This window comes from Actinoplanes octamycinicus (assembly GCF_014205225.1).
Classification (GTDB): Bacteria; Actinomycetota; Actinomycetes; order Mycobacteriales; family Micromonosporaceae; genus Actinoplanes; species Actinoplanes octamycinicus.
In genome coordinates this window covers 1028459-1043603 of sequence record NZ_JACHNB010000001.1, presented here as the reverse complement: position 1 = coordinate 1043603, position 15145 = coordinate 1028459, and the positions used below count along the sequence as shown (strand labels likewise).

Sequence of the window (15145 nt, the reverse complement as noted above, 5' to 3'; positions counted from 1 at the left end):
AGTGCGTGTCGGCACAACCGCTTTTTCCCGCGGCGAACCAGAGCCGCTCTTTTGGAGGTCGGAAAATCGTGAGTCGGATCGTGATCATCGGTGGGGGACCGGGCGGTTATGAGGCGGCTCTGGTCGCCGCACAGCTCGATGCCGATGTGACCCTGGTCGAGGCGGACGGCCCCGGTGGCGCCTGTGTGCTGACCGACTGTGTGCCGTCGAAGACCTTCATCGCCAGCTCCGAGGTGATGACCGGGTACCGCAACAACGACGCCTTCGGGATCCGCTCCAGCGGGCTGGACGGGGTCAGCGTCGACGCGGTCGCGGTCAACGAGCGGGTCAAGAAACTGGCCCTGGCGCAGTCCGGCGACATCCAGACCAAGCTGGTCAAGGCCGGGGTGGACGTGGTCCGCGGCCGGGCCCGGATGGGCGAGGACCGGCTCGGCCACACCCACCAGGTGCTGATCACCCCGGAGGGCGGCGCGCAGTACGCGATCGAGGCCGACACCGTCCTGCTGGCCACCGGCGCCACCCCGCGGGTGCTGCCCACCGCCCGCCCGGACGGCGAGCGGATCCTGGACTGGCGGCAGGTGTACGACCTGACCGAGCTGCCCGAGCACCTGGTGGTGATCGGCTCCGGTGTGACCGGTGCCGAGTTCGCCAGCGCCTACCTGGCGATGGGCGTGAAGGTGACGTTGGTCTCCAGTCGCGAGCGGGTGATGCCGCACGAGGACGCGGACGCCGCGATGGCGATCGAGCGGGTCTTCCGCGACCGGGGGATGACCATTCTCAGTCAGTCCCGCGGTGACTCGGTGGTGAACACCGGCAACGGCGTCCGGGTCACCCTGTCCGGCGGCAAGGTGATCGAGGCCTCGCACGCGCTGATCGCGGTCGGCGCCATCCCGAACACCGCCGACCTGGGCCTGGCCGAGTACGGCGTGGCGGTCGGCAACGGCGGGTACGTCACCGTCGACCGGGTGTCCCGGACCAACGTGCCGGGCATCTACGCGGCCGGTGACTGCACCGGTGTGCTGCCGCTGGCCAGCGTCGCCGCCATGCAGGGCCGGATCGCGATCTGGCACGCGATGGGCGAGGCGGTGGCCCCGCTGCGGCTGCGTACCGTCTCGGCGAACGTGTTCACCGACCCGGAGCTGGCCACCGTCGGCGTCTCGCAGAACGAGGTGGACTCCGGGCGTACCCCGGCCCGCCAGGTGATGCTGCCGCTGACCGGCAACGCCCGGGCCAAGATGGCCGGCCTGCAGGACGGGTTCGTCAAGCTGTTCTGCCGCCCGGCGACCGGTCAGGTGATCGGCGGCGTGGTGGTGGCGCCCAAGGCGAGCGAGCTGATCCTGCCGATCACCATGGCGATCGAGAACAACCTGACCGTGGACCAGCTGGCCCACACCATCACGATCTATCCGTCGCTGTCGGGCTCGATCGCGGAGGCGGCACGTCAGCTGATGCAGCACGAGATTCAGTGACCGGGGCGGCCGGCTGAGGTGTCCCGCTCTCGCCGGGCGACGGCGTCCCGCTCTCGCTGAGCGAGCGTGTCCCGTTCTCGCTGAGCGAAGGAGCCCCGCTCTCGCCGGGCGAAGGCTTCCCGCCGAACAGGGCGAGGACCCAGCCGGCCGTGCCGAAGATCAGCGCGGCGGTCGCCGCGATCGCGAACAGCCGCCAGGCGGACTGGGTGATCGCGGTGCCGCCCAGGTGCCCGACCAGCCCGCCGTAACAGGCCCAGCAGATCGCGGCGGCGCCGTCGTACCCGACGAACAGCTTGATCGGGTACTGGCTGCGGCCGGCGTGGTACCCCGACGCCATCCGGCCGCCCGGCACGAACCGGCAGAGCAGCACCACCAGCGGGCCGGGCCGGCGCAGGCCGCGGGTGAAGCGCTCGGCGGCCTGCCGGGTCCGCGAATTCCCGCCTTCCTCGTTCCGCGGGGCGAACCGGGCGCGTAACGCGCTCAGCCGGTGCCCGGTCGACCGGCCCAGGACGAAGGCGATCGCATCCCCGGTGAACATGCCGAGCGCCCCGACCAGGATCACCACGGCCAGGTTCATGTCGCCGTAGACGGTCAGCGCGCCGGACGTGATCATGATGGCCTGGATCGGCACCACCGGGATCAGGGCGTCCACCGCGAGGAAGCCGAACAACGCGAGGTAAACCCACGCCGGCGACGCCAACATGGTCAGCAGCTCGGTCATCGCAGGGGCCACCTCGCGGGCTCGGGGTTCACGGCATTCTGCGCGAACGCTGCTGAGAGGGCGCTGTGTCCAGCATGCGCCGTTCACGCTCCGGGCAGACCGTGATGCCCGCCACGGTACGGCCGAAAGGTCCCTTCCCGCCCCCGGTTTTCCCGGTGTCTACAGCCGCGGGGCGTACCGTTGGCAGGGCCTGCGGGCGCCGGATCCCCCGTTCCGACGCCGCAGCCGCGGGCCGCCGGTAGGTCCCGTACTGGCGGCCCGCCTCTGGGTCATCTTGTCGATGGCTAGTTAACCTTGGCCGATGACCAGGCAGAGCTATCACCACGGTGACCTGCGCCGCGCCCTGCTCAACGCGGCGGCCGAAGCGATCGCCGAGTCCGGCGTCACCGCCCTCAGCATGCGTGACCTGGCCCGCCGCGCCGGGGTTTCGCACGCCGCGCCGGCTCACCACTTCGCGGACAAGGCCGGGCTGCTCACCGCCCTGGCCACCGACGGCTTCGACCAGCTGGCCAAGGCCCTGGCCACCTCCCGGCTGGCCAGCAGCAGCCTGCTCGAGCTGGGGGTGACCTATCTCCGGTTCGCGCTGGCGCACCGGGCGGTCTTCGAGGTGATGTTCCGGACCGACCTCTACCACGCCGACGACCCGGACCTGCTCGCCGCGCGCCGGCAGGCGGCGGACGCGCTCTACGCCGGGATGACCGACCTGCCGGACGCGCCACTGGCCGGGCCCGGGGTGGAGGTGCCCGCCCGGCCGGCCCGCGAGGGCGCCTCCGAGCTGGTCTCCGACGAGGTGCGGGAGGTGGGGCTGGCCGCCTGGTCGATGGTGCACGGGTTCGCCACGCTGTGGCTCAGCGGCGCCTTCCCGGACAGCGCCCACGAGGACCCGGAGGACGCGGCCCGGCTGATCCTGGGCCGCGTCCGGCAGATGGGCGGCTGAGCCCGGACTACTCGATCGTGCAGATCACCGCGCCGGCCGTGACCGTCGCGCCGACCTCCAGGGACAGTCCGGAGACCGTGCCCGACTTGTGCGCGGGCAGCGGCTGCTCCATCTTCATCGCCTCGACCACCACGATCACGTCACCCTCGTTGACCTGGTCGCCGTTCTGCGCGGCGACCTTCACGATGGTGCCCTGCATCGGGGCGGTGAGGCTGTCGCCGCCGGCCGCGGTGCTCGCCGCGCCGCTGCGGGACCGGGACGCCGGGCGTTTCGGGGACGGGGCTCCGGTCGTACCGGAAAGCATGGTCTTGGGGAGGCGGACCTCGATGCGCCGGCCGCCCACCTCGACCACGACGGTCTCGCGTTCGACGGCCTCGCCGCCGGCGGCGGCCGGCGGGCCGGACGGCGGCACCTCGTTGACCCACTCGGTCTCGATCCACCGGGTGTGCACGGTGAACGGCTCGCTGGTGAACGCCGCGTCGCGGATCACCGCGCGGTGGAACGGCAGCACCGTGGCGATGCCCTCGATCACCGTCTCGTCCAGCACCCGGCGGGCCCGCTCCAGCGCCTGCTCCCGGGTCGCGCCGGTGACGATGATCTTCGCGAGCATCGAGTCGAAGTTGCCGCCGATCACGCTGCCCTGCTCGACCCCCGAGTCGACCCGCACGCCCGGACCGGACGGCCAGGTCAGCGCGGTGACCGTGCCCGGCGCCGGGAGGAAGCCGCGGCCGGCGTCCTCGCCGTTGATCCGGAACTCGATGGCGTGCCCGCGCGGCTGCGGGTCCTCGGTGATCGCCAGCCGCTCGCCGGCCGCGATCCGGAACTGCTCGCGGACCAGGTCGATGCCGGTGGTCTCCTCGCTGACCGGGTGCTCCACCTGCAGCCGCGTGTTCACCTCCAGGAACGAGATCGTCCCGTCCTGGCCGACCAGATATTCCACCGTGCCGGCGCCGTAGTAGCCGGCCTCGCGGCAGATCGCCTTGGCACTCTCGTGGATCTTGGCGCGCTGCTCGTCGCTGAGGAACGGCGCGGGCGCCTCCTCGACCAGTTTCTGGTGCCGGCGCTGCAGCGAGCAGTCCCGCGTGCCGACCACGATCACGTTGCCGTGCGTGTCCGCGATGACCTGCGCCTCGACGTGCCGCGGCCGGTCCAGGTAGCGCTCGACGAAGCACTCGCCGCGACCGAAGGCGGCCATCGCCTCCCGGGTCGCGCTCTCGAACAGCGCCGGGATCTCCTCGATCGTCCGGGCCACCTTGAGCCCACGCCCGCCACCGCCGAACGCCGCCTTGATGGCGACCGGCAGGCCGTGCTCCTGAGCGAAGGCGACGATCTCGGCGGCGTCCGCCACCGGCTCCGGGGTGCCCGGCACCAGCGGCGCACCCGCGCGCTGCGCGATGTGCCGCGCGGTGACCTTGTCACCGAGATCGCGGATCGCTTGCGGACTCGGCCCGATCCAGGTCAGATCATTTTCCTGTACGGCCTGAGCGAACTCGGCGTTCTCCGAGAGGAAGCCGTAGCCGGGATGGACGGCGTCCGCCCCGGCCTTCCTGGCGATCTCGATCAGCTTGTCGATCCGCAGGTACGTGTCGGCGGCGGTCTCGCCGTCCAGTGCGTACGCCTCGTCGGCGAGCCGGGCGTGTGGCGCGTCGCGATCACTGTCGGCGTAGACGGCGACGCTGGTGAGGCCGGCGTCCTTGCAGGCCCGGATGACCCGGAGGGCGATCTCGCCGCGGTTGGCGATCAATATCTTCCGCACGGCTAGAGCCTAACGGGAGTTCAGCCCGTAGTCGCTCCCTCTGTGATCGACTCTCATGTTCTTGAAAGGCAGCCATTTGGCTGCCTATTATGGGTCTGGGGTGATCGGATGGACGAGGTGTTCAAGGCGCTGGCCGACCCGAGCCGGCGCCACCTGCTCGACAGCCTCAACCGGCAGAACGGGCAGACGCTGCGCGAGCTCTGCTCCGGGCTGGGCATGGCCCGGCAGTCGGTCAGCAAACACCTGGCCGTCCTGGAGGCCGCCGGCCTGGTCACCACCACCCGGCGAGGGCGGGAGAAACTGCACCACCTGAACGTCGAACCGGTCAACGCCATCGCCGACCGCTGGATCAGCCGATACCACCGGGGGCGCGTCCAAGCGCTCGCCGATCTCAAGACCGCGCTGGAGGGTTCACCGATGAGCTTCGTCTACACCACGTACATCGCGACCACCCCGGAGAGGCTCTGGCAGGCGCTCACCGAGCCGGCGTTCACCAGTCAGTACTGGGGGGTCGAGTTCGTCAGCGACTGGGCGGTCGGCAGCCCGGTCGGCTGGAAGGTCGGCGGGCTGGAGATCACCGATCCGGAGCAGGTGGTCCTGGAGTCGGTGCCGCACCGGCGGTTGTCCTACACCTGGCACACGTTCACGCCGGAGTTCGCGGCGAAGCACGGCTTCTCCGCGGAGTGGCTGGCGGCGGTGACCGGCGAGCGGCGGTCAAAGGTGACCTTCGACCTGGAGCAGCAGGGCAAACTGGTCAAACTCACCGTCACCCACGACGATTTCGAGCCGGACAGCACAGTCCTGCGGCAGGTGAGCGAGGGCTGGCCGTCAGTCCTCTCCAGCCTCAAGACCTACCTGGAAACCGGCACCGCCCTCCCCACCGAGTAGCCGACCGGCTGCCTGCCCGGATCCCTCCCGCGCGCAGCCGGTCCTACCGCGGCCGTCCTCTGCCACCGTCGCGCGTGCCGGGTCTCTCGTGCCTCCGCGCGTGCTTCGCCTCTTGTGCCGTCGCGCGTGCCTTGCCTCTCACGCGGTCGCGCGCCTTTGCTTTCCGGGCGGTCGCGTGTGCCTTGCCTCTCACGCGGTCGCGCGCCTTTGCTTTCCGGGCGGTCGCGTGTGCCTTGCCTCTCACGCGGTCGCGCGCCTTTGCTTTCCGGGCGGTCGCGTGTGCCTTGCCTCTCACGCGGTCGCGCGCCTTTGCTTTCCGGGCGGTCGCGCGTGCCTTGCCTCTCACGCGGTCGCGCGCCCTTGCCTTCCGGGCGGTCGCGCGCCCTTGCCTTCCGGGCGGTCGCGCGTGCCCTGCAGGTCGTGCTCGTGAACCTTCGCCGCGTTCCCTCGCGTGGGGCGTGCCCTTCCTGCCGACACTCCGAGGCGGCAGGGGAGCGGGTAGCTCAGCTGCGCCAGAGAGCGGTGATCGGAACCTCCATCTCGGCGAGCAGGGTGCGCAACAACGGAAGCGACAGCCCGATCACGTTGCCGGGGTCGCCTTCGATCCGCTCGACGAAGGCGCCCCCACGCCCGTCGAGCGTGAACGCCCCAGCCACCTGAAGCGGCTCGCCAGAAGCGACATATGCCTCGATCTCGGCGTCAGTCACGTCGGCGAAGTGCACCACCGTGGTCCCGACCGCCTCCGCCTGCCGCCCACTGACCAGCCCGGTCAGGTGATGCCCGGTGTGCAGCACCCCGGATTTCCCGCGCATCGCCATCCAGCGCTGAGCCGCCTCCCGGGCATCCGCCGGCTTCCCGAAGATCTCCCCTTCGAACGCCAGCACCGAATCACACCCGAGCACCAGCGCCCCCGGATCCGCCGGCAGCTCCGCCGCCACCGTCCGCGCCTTCATCCGAGCCAGCGCAAGACTCAACGTGTACGCGTCCTCGGCCTCCACGACGCTCTCGTCCACCCCACTGACGATGATCTCCGCGTCGATCCCGGCGCCGGTGAGCAGCGCCCGCCGAGCCGGACTCGCGGAGGCAAGAATCAGCCGATACACGTTGTCACTCTGCACAAAAAACGAGACTACAAGCCCGGCGAGCCCCAAAGTGCCCACAAACCTCATCTTCCGCCGGGAAACCGCAAGCAATCCGCAAACCCACGGCTCCCGCCGCGGGCCGTCAGTGGCCCTGAGGTCACGGCCCTGACCTCGTTAGAAACCCTGATCGCGACAAGGAACGACGTCGCCGCAGCGATGTCGTCGTCGAAGGGGGCGCCGGCGACAACCGGCGGGCGCCTCGTTGGTCCCCAAATCGCCCCCAGCGCGGTCGCGTCGCCGAGACGCTGGCTTCGGTGCTACGGCTGTCGCCGGTTGCGTCGTCGAGCCGCGAGAAATCCCAGGAAGACCCCACCCACGAGGACCGCCGCAATCCCGCCCAGAATCCCGACCCTCTGACGACTGCCACCGCCGTCCTGCTGTCCTACACCCCCGTTGTGACCCGCGCTCCCGTTGCCATCAGCACTTGTCTCAGCGGATGAGGTCCCTACCCCTGCGCTAGGGGGCCTGGCCGGGGAGCCCGGAAGCGGAGCGACATCCGCAGTCAACGCCTTCACGATGTTGAGCACCCCGTAACCGCACTGCTCATCCCACCCAGGCGCCCCAATGTCCGTAGCCGTGGCTGTAAGCCGATGAACCACTTCCCGAGCCGAAAGCCCCGGAAACCGAGCCCGAACCAACGCCGCCGCCCCCGAAACAATGGCTGCAGCGGGCGACGTCCCATCAACCTTCACATAGTCGTCTGCAACCCCCGTAGTACGAATGTCAACGCCAGGAGCGCAGAGGTCTATAGCGGGGCCGTGTGGCGAAAAACTAGCTGGTTGTCCGCTCTCGTTGATAGCTCCGACGGCTACTACCTCAGGCATAGATGCAGGGAATGCCACTCGCGCGTCCTTAGTGCTGCTACCTGCGCTCGCCACTATGACTATGTCTGCGGAGGCGGCATCTCTGATGGACCTTATAAGGTCATTGGACGGCGTTGCTGACAATGATATGTTAATCACTTGGGCGCGTTTTTTCTGAAGCCACTCTATTGCCATGGAAAGCTGAGGGCGTTTTTCCGTTGAGCCGAAGATCTTGATAGGAATTATTTGAGTACCAGGCGCCACGCCGATGGCGTCTCGTCCTGTTCCGTGGCTCGCAATAAGGCCGGCCATGTGGGTGCCGTGGCCAATTTGGTCTACTTGTCCACGCCCATCGCCTCCTTCGACGATATCTGATCCGGTCGCTATGCTGCCTGAAAGATCGGGATGCGGGTGCACGCCACTATCCGGAATGCCTACTGCTACACCTGCTCCCGTACTGAGTTCATGCACACGGTTAAGTTGGAGATATTCGACAAACCACGTGCTCCTACTGACCGGGCTGATGTGCGGACCGAGTTGGCAAGCTGTGCTTGAGTGGAACAACATCACTGCAGCTGCCATGGTGGTAATTAGATTCATCTCATAGCCCGATGGCAGGGCCGGGATCGATCTCCTGCTTCTTCGGCGGAAGTATGACGGGCGGCATCCCCTCATCGACCTGCCATGGATTATCCAAGTCCCAACTATCCCTTTCCCTCCGGGTCGGATCATGGTCCTTGGGTGAGCTTCTTCTGGAAGTGACAGGCGGAGGGGATGCGGTTTGTCCGATCAATCCGCCAACCGGATTGACGCGTTGCGTTCCGGCGCGATTGGGCGGAGTGGAGTTGACACCTGGGTTTGTTCCAATTATCCCTCCAGGTGGCACTGGCCTGGCTGCTCTCCCACTCGGTTCCTGATGGGATCCTGGCTGTAGGGGGCCGAGGGGTGAGGTAGGCAAGGTAGCCCGCATCGATGAAGGCGGTGGGTAGGTGGGGGGAGGCGCGATAACCTCACTTATGGGGGATATGGGTATTTGGCCTTCGATTGGTGCAATTTGAGCAACTGTTGTGGGTGCTTTCGATGAACTGGAAGGCGTGCCGGCAAAAATGGGAGTATTCTGGAGTTGTTCAGAATTCCGGATCGCGGACTTAGATCCGTTGGGGCTTTGGTGATACTCGGACGAGTTTGTGTCGTCCCCTGCGGATGGTGCAGGACTCCAGTCCGAGGGTGCGGCTGTCATTCCGTTCTGAAGAGAATGTTTGCCATGGGGTAGAGGACTTCCGCTGCTCCTTTCTCGTTTGTTCTTATCTTCCTCGCGTGTCGAGGATCCGGGGTCGTAGAGGTTGGGGGTGGTGATGTTTAGCTGCGCCTGGGCTAGGTCTGTGCTCAAGGTGGACATCACTGACTGGGCCTGCAACTGCAAGTCGAGTTGGCGGGACTCGACTGCCGCGGACGGGCTCAGGGATATCGGGCGCCATTTGCTCAAGGTTTCAGGGGCGGACTGCTGCTTCACGGCGAAGGCGTCCAAGGCCTGCTGGTTGGCCATGTACTCCTGGTAGATGGTGTTGATTTTCTGGCGGGCGCTGACCAAGGCTGAGGTTGCGGCGCCCAAGGCGTGATGGTTCTGGACGGTGGCGTGGTAGGTGTCGCTCAGGTGTTTGATGAGGTCGTCCAGGCGGTCCAGATACTTCGCGGAGGCGGCGCTTCGCTGCGGGGGCCAGGCTTCAGCGAGGTTGTCGCGGTAGTTCTTCACCCGGGACAGGTGGTCGACCAAGAGGTCGGCGGACTTCTTCCAGGTCACCAAGAGGCTCTTGTGGGCGGTCCCGTCCTGGTTCTGCAGCATCGACCACATCTGCGGGACGGACTGCATCGACCAGTCGGTGCCGCCGCCGTTGTCGGTGTCCGCGAACATCAGGCGTCCCCCTTTCGGGAAGGTGAGGCTTTCGAGGTCGCCGGCGGGGTGTTCCAATCCCACGGCCCCACTGGAGGCGGGGCCGCTCCCGGACGGGAAGTGGGCGCTGAGCCGGACGACGGCGCCGCCCCCGAGGCCGGCGCGGAATCGGAGGGAGCCGCGGAGCCAGAAGACGTCATCCCCAAGGAGGACGCCGGATCCGGGAAAGGCTCCGACTCGTAGAAGGGCAAAGAGCCCGAAGAAGACGGACCCGAAGAAGGCGGGCTCGAAGAAGACGGGCTCGAAGAAGGGGCGCCCGAGGAAGACGAGCCCAAGGAAGGTGAGCCCGAGGAAGGCGGATCGGGCGAGAGCGGCCCCGAGGAGGGCGAGCCGGGAGAGGGCGAGCCCGGAGAAGAGAAGCCGGGGGAGGGCACCGAAGAAGGTGCCGGCGCCGAGGCCGAAGGTGAATCGGCCGCCGCCGGAGAGCCCGCAGGAGTGAAATCGGCAGCGGAATCCGCGCCGCCCGGCGCCGGCGTCACCGGTGGCAGCAGGCCCGCCGTCACCAGCGCCTGATCCACATCCGCCAGCCGCGCCCGGGCAAACGCGTCCGCCCCCCGATACATCCGGCTGACCTGCTCCGCGGCCTTCGCGAACCCATGCGTCCCGTTCGCGAAGTTGTACATGTTCTGCTGGCAGGTGTCCTGGGCGGACTCCAGCACGATGGCAAACGCGGACAGTTCCGCGAAGCCGGCCGCGGCCGCGGGGAGCCCGGAGAGCAGCTGCAGGGCCAGGGTGTCGGCGTGTGGCGCGTAGTCCTTGTCGACGGCCGCCAGGAGGCGCGCGGCGAACTCCTCCATCGCGGTGACGTCGGCCGCGATGGCGGAGCTCAGCGGGTTGAGGTCGTCGTTCGGGGCCACGCAGCGAGGCTAACCGCTCACAGCACGCGACATCGACCCCTGTGGAAATCCTCTGTGGACAACCGGTCAGCGGGGGCGGGCGGAGGACGTCCAGGAGCGTGGACCGGCTGCTGGGCGGCCTGATCGGATCCAGTCGGACTCGGTCCGTGGCGGGGTGTCGTAATTGACCGGGGTTGATCGGACTGCGAGGATGGCGACCAGGGCGGCCAGCTCATGATCGTCTAGGCTTCCACGTACGACTCCGACCAGCGGTTCATCGTTCATTGGCCGAGCGTACGACGGGTGCCCCGGCTTCCGGTGACACGTGTCCCACACTCGGCTGATCAATTCGCGGCCGCTCGACAGAACCAGGTATTTTCTGCGTGATGTCTTCTTCTCCCCCGCTCGTTGTCGCTGATCGGTACCGGCTGGTTGCGCCGCTCGGTCAGGGCGGGATGGGTCGCGTCTGGCGGGCGACCGATGTCGTCCTGCACCGCGAGGTGGCGATCAAGGAACTCGTCCCCCCGCCCGGCCTGACCCCCGCCGAGCGGCAGGAGATGCGCGAGCGCTCCCTGCGCGAGGCCCGGGCCATCGCCCGCCTGAACAACATCAACGTGGTCCGCGTCTTCGACGTGCTGCGCACGGACGCCGACCCGTGGATCGTCATGGAATATGTGCCGTCCCGCTCGCTGCAGGACACCCTCGCGAAGGACGGCCCGTTCAACGCGGTGCGCACCGCCGAGATCGGCCTCGGTGTGCTGAACGCGTTGAAGGCCGCGCACCGCGCCGGCGTGGTGCACCGCGACGTCAAGCCGGGCAACGTGCTGATGGGCGGCGACGGCCGGGTCGTGCTGACCGATTTCGGTCTCGCCACGGTCCCCGGCGACCCGAATGTGACCCGCACCGGCCTGGTCCTCGGTTCCCCGGCCTACATCGCTCCGGAGCGCGCCCGGGACGGGACAGCGGGTCCGGCCGCCGACCTCTGGTCGCTCGGCGCCACCCTCTATGCCGCGGTCGAGGGCCAATCCCCGTTCGCCCGCCCCTCGGCGATCGCCACGCTCGCCGCCCTGGCCACCGAGAACGTGCCGCAGGCGCGCAACGCGGGGCCGCTCAAGCCGGTGCTCAACGGCCTGCTGCGCAAGGATCCCGCGCACCGGATCGACGCCGAGGAGGCGGAGCGGCTGCTGGCACGCGCGGCCGGGCGGCGGTCGAAGCTGAGCTTCCCGATGAGCCCGACCATGCGCCGTCCGGGTGTCGGCCGGGAGCGTCCGTCGCTGCCGAGCGGCCCGGGTGGTCCGCCGGTGCTGCCGGGCAGCGGGTTCGTGACCGCCACCGGTTCGGCTCCGGTCGTGCCGACGCCGCGTCCCCGCCCCGCCGACGCGCCGTCCGCCGGCACCCCGGAGCAGCCCGGCGGTCGTCCGGTCTTCACGCCGGGCAAGGCCACCGTGTCCCGTCCGACGCCCCCGGCCCGACCCGGCCAGCGCCCGCAGGACCCCGCGAAAAGCGGCACCGAGCAGGCGAAACCCCGGAGGCCGCTGGACCCGACGCGCGTCGACGGGCCCGCGGTCCGCGACGAGCCGGTCAAACCCACCACTTTCGGTACGCCTTCCGCACCCGGAAGCTCCCGTTCCGGAGCCGGCACCACACCGGGCCGGGCCACTCCGGCCGACCCGCAGCGCCCGGGCCAGCCCCCGCGCGTCACCCCAGCCGATGCGCAGCGCCCGGGCCAGCCGCCACGCGCCACTCCGGCCGACCCGCAGCGCCCGGGCCAGCCGCCACGTCCCGCCCAGCAGCCGCAGCGCCCCGCCCAGCAGCCGCAGCGCCCCGCCCAGTCGTCCTCCCCGTTGGTGAACACGGCCCGGGTCGGCTTCACCGCCGCCGACGTGGCAGCCAACCGGCGGAAGAAAGCCGCACCGGAGCACGAGGCCTCCCTGGCCGCCGCCACCGGCGCCTACCCGGTGGTGGCCACCCCGGAGCCGGAGGCCGAGCCGGTCGAGGAGACCAAGGCCGCCGCCGCGCCGCCGGTCACCGAGCCGGAGACGGTGGACACGCCGTCCGAGGCCCCGGAGGGGCCGACGTCCACCGAGGCCGGCGCGCCGAAGCCGGCCGAGGCCGCTGCCGAGCCGGTCGTCGCGGAGCCCGCCGAGGCCGAGGCTGAGGCGGACAGCGAAGCGACCGAGAAGCCGGTCTCCGAGCCGGAGGCGAAGCAGTCCGAAGCCGAGGCCGAGCAGGCGCCCGAGACGACGGAGCCGGCCGAGGCCGCCGCCGAGCCGGAGGCGAAGTCAAAGCCCGAGCCGAAGGCGGAGCAGAAGCCGGAGCAGGAGCACGAGCCGGAGACTGAGCAGGACGCCGAGGAGAAGGCCGAGCCGGCCGAGTCCCCGGCCGCCGTCCAGCGCCCGGCGACCGCTCTCACCCCCGGCCGGCGCCCCGCCACGTCGATCCCGGACCGCGACAAGAAGCCGGTCGCGGACCAGGACAAGACGTCGGGAGCGGACCAGGACAAGACGTCGGGAGGGGACCGGGACAAGACGTCGGTCGTCGACTTCACCGCGATCGTCCCGCAGTCCCCGGCCGCCACCGACGCGGATGGCGCGACCCGCGTGGTGAGCCCGCTGTCCCCGGCGGATGGCGCGACCCGTGTGGTCCCCCCGCTGTCCCCGGCGGACGGCGCGACCCGCGTGGTCCCCCCGCTGCCCCCGGCCGACGGCGCGACCCGCGTGGTCAGCCCGCTGTCTCCGGCCGGACCCGAGGCCGACGGCGCCACCCGGGTGGTCAGCTCGCTGCCCCCGGCCGGCGGTTTCGCCCCGTCGCAGCGTCCGGCGTGGAACCCGATGCCGGTGCGCCCGGTGGTCCGCCGGGTCAACGGGATCACCGTCTTCGGCACCACGCTGACCCGCCGTCAGGCGGTGATCGGCGCGGCCATCGTGCTGACCTTCCTGCTGCTCGTCGGCATCATCCTGGTGCAGGCGTTCGGCGGCGACAACGACGACAAGGCGACCGGCGCCACCCCGGCCGCGGTGGCCTCCGGCAAGCCGTCCGCCGCGGCGACCGGCGGGGCGCCGCCGAGCAAGGGCGCGGCCAGCTCGTCGCCGAGCGCGCCGGCCGCCGGCGTCCCGGCCGACTGGAAGACCAGCTCACAGTCCGGCTATGCGGTCGCGCTGCCGCCGAAGGCCGAGGTGGACCGGCGCAGCGGCACCGAGAGCCGGTTCGAGTGGAACAACCGGCTGCTGATCATCTTCCGCTTCGACGACGGCGGGGCCGACCCGGTGAAGGCGTTGCAGGAGGCCAAGGCCGAGTCGGGGTACAACACGCTCAGCGGTCCCGCGGCGGTGACCTATCAGGGCCGCCCCGCCGCCGACTGGGAGTACACCTACACCACCGGCGGCGGCAACCCGCAGCACGTGCTGAAGCGCAGCTTCTCGGTCGGCGACAAGACGTACCAGATCTGCTGGTACACCTCGCCGGAGGACTGGGACGCGGCGAAGAAGGATCTCGACGCGGTGCTGGCCGGCTTCAAGCTGAGCTGAAAGCCGAGGTCAGGCAGCGCACAGCCGCAGCCGTACCGAAAAACATGAAGCTCCATGAGTGACTCCTCGGCAACGCGGGTAGTTGTCGAGAATCACGAATGGAGGTGCGTCATGAACTGCCGAACGCACGGCAGTAAGCCCACCCTGGCGCTGTGGATGCTGGTCGCCCTGGCGGACCTCGCGATAGTCGCGACCGCCGCGGGACCGATCACGTTGCTGCTGGTGGTCGTCGGCCTGATGGTCCTGGCCGGCGGCGTCTACGTGGCCCGAAACCTGCCGAACCGTGCCGCAACGACCGCCGAGGCCCCGATCAGGCGACGCGCGTAACGCATGTAGTCAGCGAGATCGGCTACAGTCCCCGGCGTGTTGTCGATCGACGGTGTGAGTGACCTCTGGGACCAGCTGCTGGGCGCACAGCCCGACCCACCCGGGTTGCTGGTGTTCCTCACTGCGGTGGCCGGGTTCCTGGCGGTGGCCGTTCGGCCGGTCTGGCGGGTGGCCCGCAACGCGGTGACCATCGCCCACGAGGGCGGGCACGCCCTGTTCGCCCTGCTGACCGGCCGCAAGTTGCGCGGCATCCGGCTGGAGTTCGACACCTCCGGCCTGACCCTGTCGGCCGGGCGCCCGACCGGGTTCGGGATGATCCTGACCCTGCTCGGCGGCTACCTGGCGCCGTCGCTGGTCGGCCTGCTCGGCGCGTGGCTGCTCGGCGGCAACCGGATCACCCTGCTGCTCTGGCTGGCCGTGGTCCTGCTGCTGCTCATGCTGATCAACATCCGGAACGCCTTCGGGGTGATCTCGCTGCTGGTCACCGGCGCGATCGTGTTCGCCGTGTCCTGGTACGCGTCGCCCGAGGTCCAGTCCGCGTTCGCCTACGCCGGCGTCTGGTTCCTGCTGTTCGGCGGCGTCCGCCCGGTCTTCGAGCTGCAGACGCTGCGCAACCGCGGCCGGATGCGCGACTCGGACGCCGACCAGCTGGCCCGGATCACCCACGTGCCGGCGTTGTTCTGGATCGGCGTCTTCCTGATCGGGAACCTGGCCGCCCTGGTGACCGGCGCGTTCCTGCTGGCCGGCCAGTGGCTGCCGGCATCCGTCTCGCTGTAATCCGTTCGGAC

The 15145-nt window shown here is 69.7% G+C and carries 13 protein-coding genes; 6 read left to right on the top strand and 7 right to left on the bottom strand.

The window, feature by feature from the left end:
- Positions 1-68 precede the first annotated feature (68 nt).
- Positions 69-1469: an NAD(P)H-quinone dehydrogenase gene (locus tag BJY16_RS04575; RefSeq protein WP_185037872.1), complete on the top strand. Its 1401-nt coding sequence runs from the start codon at positions 69-71 to the stop codon at positions 1467-1469.
- On the opposite strand, the gene BJY16_RS04570 is transcribed toward BJY16_RS04575, so the two are convergent.
- Entirely contained in the window at positions 1396-2190 is a 795-nt protein-coding gene (locus BJY16_RS04570; protein WP_185037871.1) for a DedA family protein, read from the bottom strand. The genes BJY16_RS04575 and BJY16_RS04570 overlap by 74 nt on opposite strands.
- 301 nt (positions 2191-2491) lie before the next feature.
- Here BJY16_RS04570 and BJY16_RS04565 point away from each other — a divergent pair, with 301 nt between their 5' ends.
- The gene (locus BJY16_RS04565; protein ID WP_185037870.1) at positions 2492-3127 is read left to right on the top strand and encodes a TetR/AcrR family transcriptional regulator; all 636 of its coding nucleotides are present in this window, start codon (positions 2492-2494) and stop codon (positions 3125-3127) included.
- 7 nt (positions 3128-3134) lie between these two features.
- Here the strand turns inward: BJY16_RS04565 and BJY16_RS04560 are convergent, their stop codons facing one another.
- A complete protein-coding gene (locus BJY16_RS04560) occupies positions 3135-4883 on the bottom strand; it encodes an acetyl/propionyl/methylcrotonyl-CoA carboxylase subunit alpha (protein ID WP_185037869.1) in 1749 nt (582 codons plus the stop codon).
- A 108-nt stretch (positions 4884-4991) separates the two neighbouring features.
- Here BJY16_RS04560 and BJY16_RS04555 point away from each other — a divergent pair, with 108 nt between their 5' ends.
- On the top strand, positions 4992-5771 hold the full coding sequence (locus BJY16_RS04555) for an ArsR/SmtB family transcription factor (RefSeq protein ID WP_185037868.1): 780 nt from the start codon (positions 4992-4994) through the stop codon (positions 5769-5771).
- A 503-nt stretch (positions 5772-6274) separates the two neighbouring features.
- Here the strand turns inward: BJY16_RS04555 and BJY16_RS04550 are convergent.
- The 5 genes from BJY16_RS04550 to BJY16_RS04530 all read right to left on the bottom strand — a co-directional run bounded on the left by BJY16_RS04550 (position 6275) and on the right by BJY16_RS04530 (position 10788).
- Positions 6275-6889, bottom strand: coding sequence for a Maf family protein (locus BJY16_RS04550; protein ID WP_185037867.1), 615 nt, complete (start codon positions 6887-6889; stop codon positions 6275-6277).
- A 281-nt stretch (positions 6890-7170) separates the two neighbouring features.
- Positions 7171-8283 (bottom strand): S8 family serine peptidase, encoded by a 1113-nt coding sequence (locus tag BJY16_RS48920; RefSeq protein WP_376698056.1) that lies wholly within the window; start codon positions 8281-8283, stop codon positions 7171-7173.
- 34 nt (positions 8284-8317) lie between these two features.
- Positions 8318-9691, bottom strand: coding sequence for a hypothetical protein (locus BJY16_RS04540; protein ID WP_185037865.1), 1374 nt, complete (start codon positions 9689-9691; stop codon positions 8318-8320).
- A complete protein-coding gene (locus tag BJY16_RS04535) occupies positions 9628-10524 on the bottom strand; it encodes a hypothetical protein (RefSeq protein WP_185037864.1) in 897 nt (298 codons plus the stop codon). The genes BJY16_RS04540 and BJY16_RS04535 overlap by 64 nt, the downstream gene beginning before the upstream one ends.
- Before the next feature lie 66 nt (positions 10525-10590).
- Positions 10591-10788: an acyl-CoA carboxylase subunit epsilon gene (locus tag BJY16_RS04530; RefSeq protein WP_185037863.1), complete on the bottom strand. Its 198-nt coding sequence runs from the start codon at positions 10786-10788 to the stop codon at positions 10591-10593.
- A gap of 101 nt (positions 10789-10889) precedes the next feature.
- Here BJY16_RS04530 and BJY16_RS48915 point away from each other — a divergent pair, with 101 nt between their 5' ends.
- The 3 genes from BJY16_RS48915 to BJY16_RS04515 all read left to right on the top strand — a co-directional run bounded on the left by BJY16_RS48915 (position 10890) and on the right by BJY16_RS04515 (position 15134).
- The gene (locus tag BJY16_RS48915) at positions 10890-14030 is read left to right on the top strand and encodes a serine/threonine-protein kinase (RefSeq protein WP_373873466.1); all 3141 of its coding nucleotides are present in this window, start codon (positions 10890-10892) and stop codon (positions 14028-14030) included.
- 111 nt (positions 14031-14141) lie between these two features.
- A complete protein-coding gene (locus tag BJY16_RS04520) occupies positions 14142-14357 on the top strand; it encodes a hypothetical protein (RefSeq protein WP_185037862.1) in 216 nt (71 codons plus the stop codon).
- Between the two features lie 36 nt (positions 14358-14393).
- Entirely contained in the window at positions 14394-15134 is a 741-nt protein-coding gene (locus BJY16_RS04515) for a M50 family metallopeptidase (protein ID WP_185037861.1), read from the top strand.
- Positions 15135-15145: the final 11 nt, after the last annotated feature.